The sequence below is a fragment of the Bacteroides sp. MSK.20.82 genome, from assembly GCF_019052485.1.
GTDB lineage: Bacteria > Bacteroidota > Bacteroidia > Bacteroidales > Bacteroidaceae > Bacteroides > Bacteroides thetaiotaomicron.
Genome location: NZ_JAHQUN010000002.1, coordinates 150023 through 165994, shown reverse-complemented (window position 1 = coordinate 165994; position 15972 = coordinate 150023). Strand labels below are relative to the sequence as shown.

Sequence of the window (15972 nt, the reverse complement as noted above, 5' to 3'; positions counted from 1 at the left end):
AAAAAAAAGATGTTCACACCGCCTGACAGGAAAAACAGCACGGGCATGACAGCCCGGAAACCGCTTTACTTTAGTCAGGGTGCATATATATAGCGAAATAAAGTAAAGCGGATGCAGCCCGCAACATGCAAAAGGCACGGGCGAAAACAAAAAAACAATATCCACTTAAACAGAAACCCACATGAATACGAATGAAGCGAAGCGGATACGCATTGAGGAATATCTGCACAGTCTTGGCTACAGCCCGGCAAGACAGCAGGGCGGCAGCCTATGGTACAAGTCACCTTTCAGGGACGAGTGCGAACCGTCCTTCAAGGTGAATACCGAACGCAACCTATGGTATGACTTTGGCGCGGGCAGGGGCGGGAACATCATCGCACTGGCGCAGGAGCTCTACGCATCAGACAGCCTGCCCTACCTCTTGGAAAGGATAGCGGAGCAGGCACCAAACGTGCGCCCGGTCTCCTTCTCTTTTGGCGGGCAACCTTTCTCCAAACCGAGCTTCCGACAGTTGGAGGTGGCGCCGCTTTCTTCCCCCGCCCTATTCTCCTATCTGCGGCAGAGGGGGATAAATACTGAACTGGCAAAAAGAGAATGTTACGAGGTGCGCTATCAAACCGACGGCAAGCCCTACTTTGCCGTCGGTTTTCCCAACCGTTCGGGAGGCTACGAGATACGCAACAAATTCTTCAAGGGGTGCATAGCACCGAAGGACATCACCCACATACGGCAGGAACAGACGAAGGAGACCTGCTATCTCTTCGAGGGCTTCATGGACTACCTCTCCTTCCTCACCCTGCGGCTGGAAAGGTGTCCCGACCGCCCCGAACTTGACGGGCAGGACTACATCGTGCTGAACTCTACTTCCAACCTTTCCAAAGCAATCCACCCACTGGGCGATTACGAACGCATCCATTGTTTCCTTGACAACGACAAGGCGGGAATGGAAGCCGTTCAGGAACTGCGGGAGGAATACGGGATGCGCATACGGGACGCATCGCACATATACGGAGGCTACAACGACCTGAACGACTTCCTTTGTAGTAAACGGTCAGGACAAGCGGAACGGTGGCAGGAGAAGCCGGAACCAGAGAAAAGGCAACGGCAGGCAAGGCAACCGGAGAGGAAAGGCAAAGGCATCGGGATGTAACCGCACATGCCAACGGAAGGCTTTAAAAAAGCCATAGCTCATTAGGGCTTTTTCTTCACGCAATGCACGCATCGCTAAAAAAGCCCCAATGAGCAAAAGGGACGCCGCCCCTTTTGAAACCCCGTGAGCCATGCGGCATGGAAGCAAGGCAGGGGAAGTATTAACCGAAAAATGTATTACAGTTATGGGATATGCAGTTTTGCATTTGGAAAAGGCAAAAGGTGCGGACGGCGCAATGTCCACGCACATAGAGCGCACCGTACACCCGAAGAATGCGGACAGAACGCGAACGCACCTGAACCGGGAACTGGTACAGTTCCCCGAAGGGGTAAGGAACCGTACGCAGGCGATAGCGCACCGGATAGAGACGGCAGGCATCAAACGCAAGATAGGTACCAACCAGGTAAGGGCAATCCGGGTGCTGCTCACCGGAAGCAACGAGGACATGAAGCGTATGGAAGAGGACGGGAGGCTTGACGGCTGGTGCAGCGACAACCTGAAATGGCTCCGGGAAACATACGGCGAGCGGAACCTCGTGTCGGCAGTCCTGCACATGGACGAGAAGACGCCGCACATACACGCCACCATTGTACCGATAGTGACCGGGGAGCGCAGGAAAGCCAGACAAGACGAACAGAACGGGAAGAAGAAGTACAGAAAGAAGAACACGCAGGATGTGCGGCTGTGCGCCGATGACGTCATGGCAAGGCACAAGCTGAAACACTATCAGGACACCTACGCACAAGCCATGAGCAAGTACGGCTTGCAGAGAGGCGTGGACGGTTCGCTGGCAAAGCACATACCGACCTCGCAATATTACAAGGAACTGGTGGAACGGCAGGACAGCCTGCAGGAGAACATCGAAAACCTGCTGGGGCTGGAAGAGGAAGCGCAGAAGAAGCTGAAAAAGGTCAAGGGGGAAATCAACGTGCAGAAGATGAAGGGTGCGGCGGTGAACGCAACCACAGCCATAGCGGACGGGGTGAGTTCTCTTTTGGGCGGCAGCAAGGTCAAGAGGCTGGAAGCGGAGAACGAAAATTTGAGGCAGGACATTGTGGCTCTGCAAAAGCAGGTACAAGCCGAACAGAGGGAGCAGACAAAAATGGAGAACCGCCACAACAGCGAGATAAACAAGATAGACCGGAGCTACCAGCAAAAAATCAGGGAATACGACAACAGACTGGAACAGATAGACACCTATTTCCCTATCGTGAAGGAATTGTTGCCCATAGCCGAACAATGCCGGGAAGTGGGGTTTACCGAGGAACTGACAAGGCGGGTTGTCAGCCTGCAACCCGTGGAGTTCAAGGGAAGGCTCTATTCGAAGGAACACAAGGAGAAGTTCAGGACGGAGCACTCGACGGCAACCGTGGAGAGGAACCCGCAGGAGAAAGGGAAATTCCGGCTGTGCATTGACGGCATGCCCATACTCGAATGGTTCAAAATGAAGTTTCAGGAACTCAAAGAAAAGCTGGGTGTAAGCCACACCCAAAAAGAAGAGAACAAACCGAAAAGAGGGTTGAGATTGTAAAACGTAATAAAAAATAGGGGCTTTGGTTTCATTTTTTTAGCTGTTTTTTGTATTTTTGTATTGGATTGAGTATGCTCTTTCCAAGACATATTAGAATTTTTAGAAGCGTTATGCTTATCTTGTAGATGAAAACGTAGGAAATTTTCAAAGAGTACAAGGATAGCATAGTGGTTCTCACGCTATAGCGTGGGCTGCTATATCCATATCTGTACTCAAGGTATTTTCCTACGACCTTCATCTAAGACGTGGCATGCAGACCCACGCTTCTTTTTGTATAACTCTGCTTAGTGGGGTCTCAGGCGGCTATATATGAAACCAACAACATGATTTCACAAGATGAATTTTCTTTATTTGACCCTCAAAAAATGAGAGCTTCAGTCTTACCTGACAAGCCCGGTAACTATATCATAGTATTACGTAGTACGTCCTCATTGCCCATAAAAGTACAAATTTCCACCACTCCTATACTAACCTCTTTTGATTACAAAAAAGAGAAATACAATGTCGTGTATGTAGGCAAAAGCAGTAAAAGTCTGCGTATTCGTGACTACAAACAACATTTCACTGGCACTGCCGGAAATTCCACAATTCGCAAATCATTAGGATGTTTATTGGGATTCAAACTGATTCCAAGAGACATAAACTCTCCCCAAAACGGAAAAACTACATTTGGTGAATTTGACGAGCGTACACTGACCGAATGGATGAAAGACAACCTGCTACTTTTTTATTATGCAAATAATGATTATGCAAATGTTGAAAAAGAATTGATTCGCATATATAATCCCCCGCTTAACTTGCAAGGAAATTTCAATAAAACTAATCTTGATTTCCGTAAGGAGCTTTCTGCGCTTCGTTCATGCACTTCGGCGAAACAAGCCCCAATACCAAATAACCAATTAAAACTAAATACCTATCCACAACAATTGCAATGCAGCAATTGTGGTATAAATCTAACAATTGATGAAGGGTTAAAAAATGAGAAGTACATTAAATGCCTTTCTTGTGGTTGTATTATTCAAAATCCCATCTACATACAAAATAAAAAAAATAAAGAACGCCGACAATGGATAGCGGTATTGATTTTTCTTGTTGTGGTTATAATTTTCAATATTTCAAGTAGAGAATACAGCACTTCTTCAAAGGGTAACAATAGAATCGAAAACTACGGGAGCAACAAAGGACCATCTCAAACAAAAGCTATGGCAGGAGTAAGGGTCTATCTTAAACGGCATTATCTTAAAGACCCTGATAGTTATGAAGGAATAAGTTGGGAAGCCTTTGGTATATATAATAAAGACAATAATACTTATTTTGCTCTTCATAAATATAGGGCTAAAAACAGTTATGGCGGTTACGTGGTGGAAGAGAAACTTTTTGTATTGGATTCTGACGGGAATGTTATAAAAGTTGTAGATGACATGAATGAAGTCATTAATGGTTATTGATATAAACAATGAACAAACAATGAAGTTATGAAGGAGCAAAATGCTGAAAGACTTTCTGAATATGAGAAAGCCCAAATAGAGTTTGCAAAAGGTAAAGCGGAGTTTCTACAAGGATGTGGCGGTTGCCTGATGATCCCAATCATCATTATCATTCTACTTTGTATAGTAATTTTAATAGGTCTAATTGCTTCTCCTTTTATGGATTAATCAAAAAATTTAATTCTAACTTAAATAATATGGCATTATGAAAAAAATTATTACTTCTATTTTCATTTTGATGTTTTATCTTGGTTGTTCACCATCACAGAAGGATGTACTGTTTGCAAACGCTTCCGATGAACAAATCATAGAATGGGGTAAACAATACGTAGTCCATTCCATTGAGGATAGTTTAAAAGAAGGAGAAAGTTACAAAATAATGGAATGGATTTTGGCAGAAAAAAAGACAAGTATTCCCGTTGAGGTATGGCAAATGGATAATACATATAAAAAAGATTCAATATCAGGATGCGTCAAGCTATTAGATACACGAGGTATTTTCGATGAACTCGCATTTATAGGAAATGGTGATAGCGCATTTGTAGCCTTCGCTGTTGCATATACAATAGATGAAAAGAATGGGAATAGTTCATTCTTAGAAAAAGTTTTTACCCTCGATAAAAGTGGTAAAGTGTTGGATTGTAGCGATTACCTCAGCCCTTCTCAAAAGAGAAAACAAATAGAAGAAAATTTTAACAGAGCTTTGGAACAGATGGGTCCTATTCTGATTCAGACGGTAAAGGAAGGTGCAGCTATGGCTGGTAAAGATACAAGCAATGTAACAAGTATAACGATTAATGGAAAGACATATTCCGAATAATTTATAATATTACGTATTATGAAGACAAATGAACGTATTTTAAGAATCAACAGTGTTTTGCAAAATCATTTTATAAAACATCCTCAAAGCGGAATGGTTCTTGCAAAAGAGTTTATGCCTCTTTTCATAGAGAATGGCATTTTCAATAAAGATTATAGGGAAGGTTTGCCCATTCGAAAAGTTCTGAGAGCTTTGGATACTGAAAATTCATTGGACAAAATCCCCTATGTTCATGCCGAAAGGAAATCTAAAATAACCAATTGGTATTTTCGTCCTTTGCTTTTATCGCTTGTGATATTTATGGGTATGCTTTCGAGTTGTTCATTTAAGTCAAATACCGATTTCCCTGAAGTGACCCATGTAGCTTTCCAAAAAGAAAAACATGGGAAATGGGGCATGGTTGGAGTTAATGGAAACATCTTGTTTGAAAACAAATTTGATAAAAGACCGTCTTATGCAGTAAATGGAGTGTTTAGAATTCAGGATTATGATACAAATCAATATCTTTACTATTCCGCAACTCCAACTCCTAAATTGATAGGAACTCCAAAAGGTTATAAGCAAGGAGGCATATGTAGCGAAGGAATAATTCCTGTTGTTTCTGCAGATGAACGTATTCACTATCTAACAGAAACGGGAGAAACTGCTTTTTATTTGCTTCCGTATCAGGGGAAAGAATTCTTATGTGTATCTCCGTTCTTTACGGAGCAACGTGCTTGGTTTCGGTTAGAAAATCGTAAATGCGGATATATAGATCCACAAGGCAATGTTGTGATAGAACCTATTTATGATAACGCTTTCCCTTTCCATGAAGGAAAAGCTATTGTATATAACAAAGAAGCTGACAAATGGTTAGTTATCGACCCCAATGGAAAAGAGTTATTTGAAGCCAGTTCCAATGGGTACCAACAATATTCATACACCTTTTTTGAAAACGGATATTGTTTAATAGAAAACTTCTTACTCAATGAAAAAGGCGAAAAAGCACAGAGATTCCCTTCTAACATTTACAGTATTTCACCTTTCATTGACAATGTTGCCTTATTTCAAGACAGTAAAACTGGATTATGGGGACAACTTAACATAGAAGGAGAAAGTATCGGAGAACCTAAATATTCGCGAGCTTTAGGCATTATAGACGATTGGATATATGTTGCTGATACAATTGCCAATTTAAGAGATGAATGGGACAATCAATATATGAATGTATATGCAATAAACTCTAAAGGTGAAATTAAAAATAAAATAGAAAACGTTTCATGTTTTTATCCATTATCCCAATATGCTATAATGGCAGAAAATGAGAAATATTACTTTGCTGACAAAAAAGGGAATCCGATAGACAACAACTCTTATTACAAAATTTCAGTTCCCCCATTTACAGATGCTCCCAGTTATTCACCCTTTTGGTCTTCTTTAATAGCACCTCATTCCATGTCTGATTATGATGCTTGGGGAGTTGCTACCGATTATATAGATGAAAAGAAAACATTGGCATCAATATTCGATAAGCTAACATCCGACGGCATTGACAGCTTAAAAATTGGTCAAACTATTTCAAGAATTATGGATTTATATAATATAAAGCAAATGCCAACAAAAGGAATGGTTGACTTACATAATAGAGATTGGGGTATAAATCAAGTCTTTGCGACATATTCCGTTGGTATTCTTCATGAATGTAAGTGTGCAATTGTGATTAAAGTAAAGATTAATGTGAGTGCTTCTCCGATAGGTGATAATCCAAAGAAATTGTTTGATGCTATACCACAATATCTTACAGAAACTTTGGGATTAAAAAGGGAAGATGAAACCCTTTATCGATCTGAAGATGCTTGTTATGATATTGTTTATTATGAAGGAGAGGATTCATTCTTTTTAATGTCTAAAGCGATAACAGAGAAATAGTTAAGAAACATTCATATAAATCGAACACTTAAAAATATTCCCGTACAGAACATCAAATTCTGTACGGGAATACTTTTATACATAAAAAATAATTATCTAAGTATCGTGGACCTGGGGAGAATCGAACTCCCGTCCAAACGAGGAAACCATATGCTTTCTACATGCTTATCTTTGCCTAAAATTTTCGAACATAAGCAAGACCAAAGCCACCAACTTATGCCTTATCCTCTAAAATTTCGTAAGAGTTACGAGGAAAAACTCAAACTATTCCCGATTTTACTGTGCCACTTTATCAAACGCTTCGGAACAAGAGCTTTTGAGTGACATCTCGTTTCTACCACTTTGGCGGAAATAAAGCTAATCTACTATACTTCGATTAAGCAGCGAGAGCATAATTTTCGTTGCCAGATAAAATTTTGATAACTGATATTTAAGTGGAAATTACCGACCCACTGCATGCTTACATACCATTCCAACTCGCTGTCAATTCCAGTCAAGCCCTAATGATGTTTCAAAGATAGGAAATCGCCTTGATAAGAACAAACAAAATGATAAAAATTAAAATAGAATATCACAAATCATCACAATAGTTAATTTATTTAAGAAAGGCAGATAGCTTTTGATATAAAGAATGATAATCAGACTATCATTTTTTATTTCAGGGTGCATTTTGGGGTGCAAACAATATAAGCACCTAATTATCAATATCATTTGTGGAGCTGGAGGGAATCGAACCCTCGTCCAAACGAGGAAATCATAAGCTTTCTACATGCTTATCTTTGCCTAAATTTTCGTGCAGGAGCAGAACCAAAGCCATCAATTCCTGCCTTATCCTCTAAAGTTTCATCAAAAACGCGAGGCCGCTTCTGACTATCCCCGATGTTACTGCACCACTGAACCGGAATGCTTCGGAGCAACAGCTTCCGAGTGATGTCTCGTCCTGGCACCTAGTGCCTGGATTAAGCTAATCTACTGTGATTCGATTAAGCAGCAAGAGCGTAATTAGTTTCGCCAGATAAAGTTTTGATAACTGAGATTTAAGTGGAAATTACCGACCCACTGCATGCTTACCTACCATTTCTGCCCGCTGTCAAATCCAGTCAACCCCATGACTTTATAACGGTCTGAAAATCAAAAGAGAACAATCGTTATTTTATATTTGAGAAACAAATAAGGGATAAATAATACATCATATCCTTTCAATAATCCTGTTTTCTTTGGCACAAAGATACATATTCTTTTGTTACTAACCATCATATATTTGCAAATATTAGCCGATGATATGCTATCCGGTATACAGAGATATATCATGAGCGGAGGCAGACTTGGTTCCCAGACATACAACATTTGTAGGTCCGGTTATTTCCAACTTACCAACATTATCCGTACATTTGTGGAATATAATAAATACTATCAACCCCAAAAAGCAATGGAAGAACCATTTGATTATTCTCAAGTACCTTTCACATTCGGAATGTGCGCTGCCGAAAATTGCCCGCAAGCCTCGACTTGCCTGCGACAGATAGCTTTAAAACACGCCCCTGCAAACAAAGTTTTTCTGCCAATTATGAATCCAAACCATATAAAGGGCATAAAAGAAAAATGTGACTATTTCTGTTCGAACGAAAAGGTGCGCTACGCCAAAGGATTCATGTGCACAATAAATGCACTCACAGTGCGCGTGGCAAACACGTTCCGCTACCGGATGATCGGATATCTGGGACGTAAAAACTACTACTTGAAACGCAGTGGCAAACTGGCGCTCACTCCCGCCGAGCAGCAATGGATTATAAATACCGCCAAAGAACTGGGAGTCATTCAAAGTGAGTATTTCGACAGTTATATAGTAGAGTATAACTGGGACAGGTAAGGGAGATTTCCGTTTCAAGTAAAGAAACGACAGTTTCCTCGTAGAGAAACGCAAGTATCCCCGTAGAGAAACGACCGTTTCCTCGTCGGGAAACCATCGTGTCCTCGTAAGGGAACGACAAGGAAACTGCAATCATCTATTATACAAGACATTAGTATAGACTAAGGAAGTTGCTATCTAATAAAAAGAACCTATATATGCTAAAAACTTTTGCAACCATCTGTATTATCGGTATGTTCACATCTAGTTGTACATCAAAAAAGGCTTCCCGGACCGAAGGCTCCCATGAAGCAGAACAGGACCTGACAATGATTGTCGGTACTTACACTTCGGGAGACAGTAAAGGTCTCTATAGTTTCCGATTCAATGAAGAAAACGGAACCGCAACCGCACTCAGTGAAGCGGAAGTGGAAAACCCATCTTATCTCGTACCTTCTGCCGACGGCAAATTCATCTATGCAGTCAGCGAATTCAGCAACGAACAAGCTGCTGCCAACGCATTTGCTTTCAATAAGGAGGAAGGAACTTTCCGACTGCTGAATACGCAGAAAACCGGAGGCGAAGATCCTTGCTACATCATTACCAACGGAAGTAATGTGGTTACTGCCAATTACAGTGGAGGAAGCATTTCTGTCTTCCCGATCGATAAGGACGGTTCACTTCTCCCCGCTTCTGAGGTGGTGAAGTTCAAAGGTTCGGGAGCCGACAAGGAACGTCAGGAGAAACCGCATCTGCATTGTGTCCGCATCACGCCGGATGGCAAATACTTATTTGCAGACGATCTGGGCACGGACCAGATACACAAATTTATTGTTAATCCGAATGCAAAGGCAGACAATGAAGATGTTTTTCTGAAAGAAGGAAGTCCCGCCTCTTATAAAGTAGAAGCCGGTTCGGGTCCCCGCCATCTGACATTTGCACCGAATGGAAGCTATGCGTATCTCATCAATGAACTATCGGGAACAGTCATTGCGTTTGAATATAACGACGGAGAGTTAAAAGAAATTCAGACTATTGCTGCCGACACTGTGGGAGCCAAAGGAAGTGGTGATATTCATATCAGCCCGGACGGCAAATTCCTGTATGCAAGTAACCGGCTAAAGGCTGACGGGCTGGCGATCTTCAGTATCCATCCGGAAAACGGTATGCTGACGAAAGTCGGTTATCAACTGACAGGCATTCACCCGCGCAATTTCATTATCACGCCTAACGGCAAGTATTTGCTGGTGGCTTGTCGGGATAGTAATGTGATACAGGTTTATGAAAGGGATACGGATACAGGATTACTGACGGATATACGTAAAGATATAAAGGTGGACAAGCCTGTCTGCATTAAGTTTGTACCATAAACAGGAAGAAGTACTTGGTTAGCACCGGACTGAAACAAGAGTACGCCGGTCCTAACCAAGAACCAATACTTCCTACCCAATCAGACTACGAAAAGCCTGAATACCCTGATGATTGATATCCAATCTTTCTACCTCACTCAGCAACCGAACGGATTTCTCTTTTTCGTTCAATCCCCAATAACCCAATGCCATCATATATTTGCAGTGAATGACGTTTCGTATGGTCAGGTCATCTTCCCATATTAACAAATCGGGTAGTGACACTGCAAAATAATCCATTTTAACCTTGTCAAAAAGATATTTCTCTCCGTAAGTTGTCAGTTTATGGAAGCGTCCGTTAGCCTCATCCATGCGGTTCAGTTTCAACAAAGCCAGTCCCTGATAGAAAATTTTATCCGGTTTTGCATCATTGTAGTACATGGCAGCAGCCGGTTCGGTAGGACCGACAATCGCTTGTTCCCAGCATTCCACCGCTTTGTCATTCTGCCCCAGACCTTCATAAGCGCAACCCATGAAATAATAGAAATCATTTTCCTGTGCACCGTGCAACTTACCTTCACCCAAGTGATGCGGATATTCAAGACACTCTGCCAGCAACGAGACAGCTTCACTGTAATTCCCGGCTTCAAGTGCTTTCTTCGCCAGTTCCACACGGGCAAACTGATATTGTCCCGGTACTTTTCCTTCGCCGCCTTCCCACGGATGGAAGATATGCGCATCAAGTAACGTTTTAGCCTTTTCATACTCGCCTGTCTGATTCAGCAAAGTGATCTCTTCCAGTACGAGGTCGTCACGTTGCGCTATCAATTCGGGGTATTGCTGCAAGAACGCCAGACGTTCGGAATGCGGACGACGGACACGTTTATAGAGCTGATCCAATTCCATCAACACACGTGCATCGGTCGTATCGAGTTGGAAAGCACGTTCCATATATTCGATGGCCGTTGCTTCTTCATCCTTTTTGTTAAAGTTAGCCAAAGCCAGATTACGCCATATCGTAGCGAACTTGTCATCCAGTCCGGCGGAAGTTTCCCATGCTTCGAGTGCTAAATCGTACTGACGTTTATCGTAGTACAAATTACCCAGATAATAAGGTGCTTTCGCATCATTCGGGTTTTGTTCCATAGCACATTGCAAAGCAAGGATGGCTTCCAGGCGGTTAGGGAAACAATAGTCCGGACAAGCGTTGGCAGCATCGGCAAATGCCTGTTCCGCCCCGGATAACTTACCCTGAACAAGACACCAACCCAAGTAATAATAAGTCATTGGCGTTACACTGCCCTCAGCGATAGCTACATTCCACAAAGAAGCGGCTTCTGTCCAGCAACCGGCAGCACAATAATCAAGTGCGATTTCATCATAGTTGTGAGCTTCGCCACGCATCATCGCCCTTAAAGTAAGCAGGTCTTCGGCAGCATTGGTTATCAGGTACTTCTCATAACGGCAACCGAAGTTGAACTTATCAATAGCCAATGAATCTTCAATCACTTGCAAGGCTTCTTCCGCTTTCCCCATCTGACGGAGAATGGTCGTTTTCAGAGCACGTGCCTTATGATTATGCCAGTTGCGGATAAGCGAACGGTCCACTTCGTCCAAAGCGTCTTCCAGACGTCCTTGCATCGTAGCAATCTGAGCACAGGCAAAATAACCGGCATCCTGCCAGGCTGCATTCCAGCATGATTTATAGAAACGGTCGTAAGCCTCATTATAGCGTCCCTGATATTTCAAGGCAAGTCCGAGATTATAGATAGGCTCTCCATCACACGGGTTCGGGTTGCGCTTCTGCAAGGTCTTCACTGCCGTAAGCAAGTATTGTTCAGCTTTACGGAAACGGCCTTTACGGATATACCATAATCCGAGTGCATTATTGCTACGTACATCGATCGGGTCACGGCGCAAGGCTTCTTCGTAATAGTCTACCGGATTATAGGTGGCGTGTCTGTATTGTTCCAGGTGTAAACCTGTCAGATAGAGTTGCTCGGTTGTTTTTATTTCTTCCGGTAACAAAGCAGCTTCGGCAGCATCCGGAATCGGTTTTACTTCGTCCGGTTCGGCATGCCAGTAAAGCAGTTCCTTGCCGTTTGCGGTGATTTCAAGATTCAGTTTGTTCAACTTCTCCCCTGCTACGTCTACCGTTTCATTCAATAGTTCTTCCGGAGTAATGGTCACTTGCCTGCTATAATACACTTTTCCATCGTCACCTTTCAGCACTACATTAACCACCTGCTTAGATGTTGCGAATATCTTGAAACGTACCTCCTTTTCACCTTCCGGTTCTATGTTCATCAACAAATCTTTGCTTGCATTCTTCACCACTCCCAGTTCACGGTAAGGCAGGAAGTACTGTACGAAGCTCTTTTCTTCGTAAGGTTGCAGCCATGTAAAGTCCGGTTGGTTCTCGGTATAGACACCAGCCATCAGTTCGATGTAAGGTCCGTCCTCGTCAGTCAGATTACGGTCCCATGCACGGCCGAAATCACCGTTTCCCCATGTCCATTGCTTTTTGCCCGGAGAAATATGATGATTTGCCACATGAAGCATACCTGCACAAGTGTCGTTTTCGTAGCCACCCTCAAAGTTGTAACGGGAGTTGACAGCCATATACGAAGTAGGAACTTTGATATTCTTATAGTTCGAAATGTCTACTCCGGCAGAATAGTCCATCCTATAATAAGTACCCGTTGCTATAGGGAAGCTGGATACGGCACGCTTTCCATGATCGAACACCGCATTGATGTCGGGCGGAAATACACTCTGATAGTAGTCGTTCACCGCTACGGCAGGATTCGCCCACCACAGGAAGGTTTGCGGCACTTCGGTACGGTTGTAGAGCACCCCTTTTATTTCGAGAAAAGCATGTCCCGGACGAAGCGTGAAGCCCGCCATCCCTTTCTGATGAAACATCCGTTCCATTTCGTTCACCCATACAGTGACGCTGCCGTCAGCATTTTCTTCAATCGTCGTATCTACAGGCATATAAGTACTGGGACGATGATGCTGAGGCCAATTAAACTCAATACCTCCCGAAATCCACGGACCTGCCAGCCCCACCAATGCAGGTTTAATCACGTGATTGTAATAAATAAAATGACGTTCCCTGATCTTATCATAAGCCATTTGTACACGACCGCCTAACTCGGGCAGAATCATCACCTTGATGTATTCGTTTTCAATAAAGATAGCTTCGTATTCCTTATCTACTTTTTCATCGGACATCGATTCGATGACAGGATAAGGATAAACTACCCCACTACTGCCCTGGTAGACACGTTTCTCCAGGAAAATAGGATTCTTTTCCGGTTTACCTACTTCATAAGTAGGAATTACAACCTTTTCTCTCCATGCTTTTACCATGATATTATTAATTATATCTTTTTATTTTATCAGATCTTTCTCCAATGTCTCCAGCGATTTCCCTTTTGTCTCAGGCAATGCACGCAGGAAGAAAAGGAAGCCGAAGACGCAGATAGCCGAATAAATCCAGAATGTGCCGTAACTGCCCAATGCAGTATTCAGCAACGGAAATGTGTAGGTAAGCGTGAAACTACCGACCCACAAAGCGAAAGTACAGGTTGCCATAGCCACACCACGCACGCGGTTGGGGAATATCTCAGCAAGCAGTACCCACGTGATAGGCCCCAGAGACATGGCATAACAAGCTATCGCCAACACTACCAGCACTACCATAAAGAAACCGCTGACCTGAAAAAAGTAACACGTGCCGAGAACCAGATAAATACCTGCCAGTCCTCCAGCCCCCAAAAGCATCAAAGCACGGCGCCCCAAACGTTCGACCGTATAGATAGCCACAAACGTAAAGATCACATTCGCTACACCGGTCACCACAATATTAAAGAGTACATCACCCAGCGAATAACCCGCCGACTGGAATATTTCCTGTGCATAATTGAAAATCACATTCGTACCGCACCATTGCTGGAACACAGCCACGATAACACCCAGTACGAGTACCTTACGGAACGGGCGACTGAACAATAATTTCAATCCTCCTTCCGACTTGGAAGCAGAAGTTTGTTCCACCATCTGAAGTTCCTGCTCCGCATAGCGGTTTCCTCCTATCCGGCTAAGTACACTCCATGCTTTCTCTCTCTTGCCTTTCATTGCCAGCCAACGGGGACTTTCGGGAATAAAACAGGCTAGCAGCAAGAATACCGCTGCCGGAAATGCTGCTCCCCAAAACATCCAGCGCCATCCCATCTGCCCGTTCCATGAAGCACAGATATCGGCAGGCGTAAAGTCGGCAGGTATAGGCTCGGCTATCAGCCAGTTGGCTATTTGTGCGCCAAGGATTCCTAATACAATAGTCAGTTGATTGAGGGATACCAGTTTCCCCCGGATGGAAGTAGGAGCTACTTCGGCAATGTACATCGGAGACAGCCCCGAAGCGATACCGATGCCGATACCTCCCAAAAAGCGTGCTGCCAAAAACCAGCTGAATACGGAAAATGCACCGGTAGCGTATGCGGAAGATAAAAAGATAAATGCGGAAATCAGCAAGAGAGGTTTCCTGCCATAGCGGTCAGCCATCATACCGGCTACCATAGCACCGATCAGACAGCCAAGCAAGGCTACACTCATAGCCAGTCCCTGCATCGTCGGCGAATCGGCAATACCGAAATAGAGTTCATAGAAAGGTTTCGCTCCTCCGATTACCACCCAGTCATACCCAAAGAGCAGACCGCCCATCGCAGAAACCAAACAAATGGAATAGACAAACTTTTTATTATAACTTTTCATACCACTAGAAGATTGATTAATTGATGTTGCAAAGATAGAGCGTATCCAAAGCACAAAAAATAGAATTTCATTTTATAAAGATGGACAATCTTATTTTTAATGTATTATTTGACAGATCGCATACATTATTATATATTTGCGCAGAATAACCAATTATGTACTATGGTAAAACTAAAAGATGGATTTACCGGGGAAAGAGCCTTAGTATTGCCCCGCATCATCGTTGATAAGATGGAAGAGGACCCGCTGACCTCCATGCTGCATATCACTGACATCGGATATTATCCCAAAGCCAAGCATCATTTTCGGGAACGGAAAGAGCCCATCAATCAATATGTCTTCATCTATTGTATTGATGGTGCCGGATCTTACCGGATCGGAGACCAGGAATATACCGTCTCCGCCAATCAGTATTTTATTCTTCCGGCAGGAGTCCCGCATTCTTATGCTTCCAACAAATCGACGCCATGGACTATTTACTGGATTCACTTCAAAGGTATTCTTGCTCCGTTCTATGCCAAAGACGCCAACCGTCCGATGGATATTCAGTCCGAACAACACTCCCGCATCAGTACGCGGATCAACCTGTTTGAAGAGATATTCAATACACTCAAAAATGGTTATAGCAACGAGAACCTGCGTTATGCGTTTTCTATGTTTCACTTTTATTTGGGAACGTTACGCTATGTCCAGCAATATCGTAATGCAGGCACCAATGAGGCAGAAGACGAGGGAATAGTGAACGTTGCCATCCACTACATGAAAGAGAATATGGAGAAACATCTGAGTCTGGAAGAGATATCAACACAAATCGGATATTCTCCGTCGCACTTCTCCATGTTGTTCAAAAAGCAAACGGGACACAGTCCGCTTACTTACTTTAATCTGCTAAAGATGCAGCAGGCCTGCCTGTTGCTGGATACCACCGATATGAAGATAAATCAGATATGCTATAAAATAGGTATTGAAGATACTTATTATTTTTCCCGCCTATTCAGTAAGATCATGGGAATGTCACCGCGGGAATATCGTAAATCAAAAAAAGGCTGACTAAAAAGTCGGTGGTAACTTCCAACTCTCCTCCTTCGGGAAGGAGGGG

Annotated in this window: 11 protein-coding genes and 2 other RNA genes; 9 read left to right on the top strand and 4 right to left on the bottom strand. The window is 43.3% G+C overall.

The genetic code is table 11. From position 1 onward, the window contains the following. Nucleotides 1–181: 181 nt before the first annotated feature. From KTR07_RS02710 to KTR07_RS02685, 6 genes are all read left to right on the top strand, one after another. Nucleotides 182–1150, top strand: coding sequence for a toprim domain-containing protein (locus tag KTR07_RS02710; RefSeq protein WP_005680241.1), 969 nt, complete (start codon nucleotides 182–184; stop codon nucleotides 1148–1150). Nucleotides 1151–1334: 184 nt separating this feature from the next. Continuing rightward, nucleotides 1335–2681 (top strand): MobV family relaxase, encoded by a 1347-nt coding sequence (gene mobV, locus KTR07_RS02705; protein ID WP_005680240.1) that lies wholly within the window; start codon nucleotides 1335–1337, stop codon nucleotides 2679–2681. A 323-nt stretch (nucleotides 2682–3004) separates the two neighbouring features. Then, nucleotides 3005–4129, top strand: coding sequence for a GIY-YIG nuclease family protein (locus KTR07_RS02700; RefSeq protein WP_005680238.1), 1125 nt, complete (start codon nucleotides 3005–3007; stop codon nucleotides 4127–4129). 27 nt (nucleotides 4130–4156) lie between these two features. Then, the gene (locus tag KTR07_RS02695) at nucleotides 4157–4336 is read left to right on the top strand and encodes a hypothetical protein (protein WP_005680237.1); all 180 of its coding nucleotides are present in this window, start codon (nucleotides 4157–4159) and stop codon (nucleotides 4334–4336) included. 37 nt (nucleotides 4337–4373) lie between these two features. Then, on the top strand, nucleotides 4374–4988 hold the full coding sequence (locus tag KTR07_RS02690) for a hypothetical protein (RefSeq protein ID WP_005680236.1): 615 nt from the start codon (nucleotides 4374–4376) through the stop codon (nucleotides 4986–4988). Between the two features lie 18 nt (nucleotides 4989–5006). After that, nucleotides 5007–6896 carry a WG repeat-containing protein gene (locus tag KTR07_RS02685; RefSeq protein ID WP_005680235.1) on the top strand — a complete coding sequence of 630 codons (1890 nt, stop codon included), beginning with the start codon at nucleotides 5007–5009 and terminating at the stop codon, nucleotides 6894–6896. A gap of 103 nt (nucleotides 6897–6999) precedes the next feature. Here the strand turns inward: KTR07_RS02685 and ssrA (KTR07_RS02680) are convergent. Next, nucleotides 7000–7397, bottom strand: a transfer-messenger RNA (tmRNA) gene (gene ssrA, locus KTR07_RS02680). Nucleotides 7398–7607: 210 nt separating this feature from the next. Further along, nucleotides 7608–8004, bottom strand: a transfer-messenger RNA (tmRNA) gene (gene ssrA, locus KTR07_RS02675). A 321-nt stretch (nucleotides 8005–8325) separates the two neighbouring features. Between ssrA (KTR07_RS02675) and KTR07_RS02670 the strand changes: the two genes are divergently transcribed. Both KTR07_RS02670 and KTR07_RS02665 read left to right on the top strand, forming a co-directional pair. Continuing rightward, a complete protein-coding gene (locus KTR07_RS02670; protein WP_008760067.1) occupies nucleotides 8326–8766 on the top strand; it encodes a DUF6078 family protein in 441 nt (146 codons plus the stop codon). Between the two features lie 197 nt (nucleotides 8767–8963). Further along, nucleotides 8964–10115, top strand: a complete 1152-nt coding sequence (locus tag KTR07_RS02665; protein WP_011109241.1) for a lactonase family protein — start codon at nucleotides 8964–8966, stop codon at nucleotides 10113–10115. 72 nt (nucleotides 10116–10187) lie between these two features. On the opposite strand, the gene KTR07_RS02660 is transcribed toward KTR07_RS02665, so the two are convergent. Both KTR07_RS02660 and KTR07_RS02655 read right to left on the bottom strand, forming a co-directional pair. Beyond that, nucleotides 10188–13469, bottom strand: coding sequence for a DUF5107 domain-containing protein (locus KTR07_RS02660; RefSeq protein WP_011109240.1), 3282 nt, complete (start codon nucleotides 13467–13469; stop codon nucleotides 10188–10190). 21 nt (nucleotides 13470–13490) lie between these two features. After that, nucleotides 13491–14873: a sugar porter family MFS transporter gene (locus tag KTR07_RS02655; protein ID WP_011109239.1), complete on the bottom strand. Its 1383-nt coding sequence runs from the start codon at nucleotides 14871–14873 to the stop codon at nucleotides 13491–13493. Nucleotides 14874–15035: 162 nt separating this feature from the next. Between KTR07_RS02655 and KTR07_RS02650 the strand changes: the two genes are divergently transcribed. Then, entirely contained in the window at nucleotides 15036–15923 is an 888-nt protein-coding gene (locus KTR07_RS02650; RefSeq protein ID WP_011109238.1) for an AraC family transcriptional regulator, read from the top strand. Nucleotides 15924–15972: the final 49 nt, after the last annotated feature.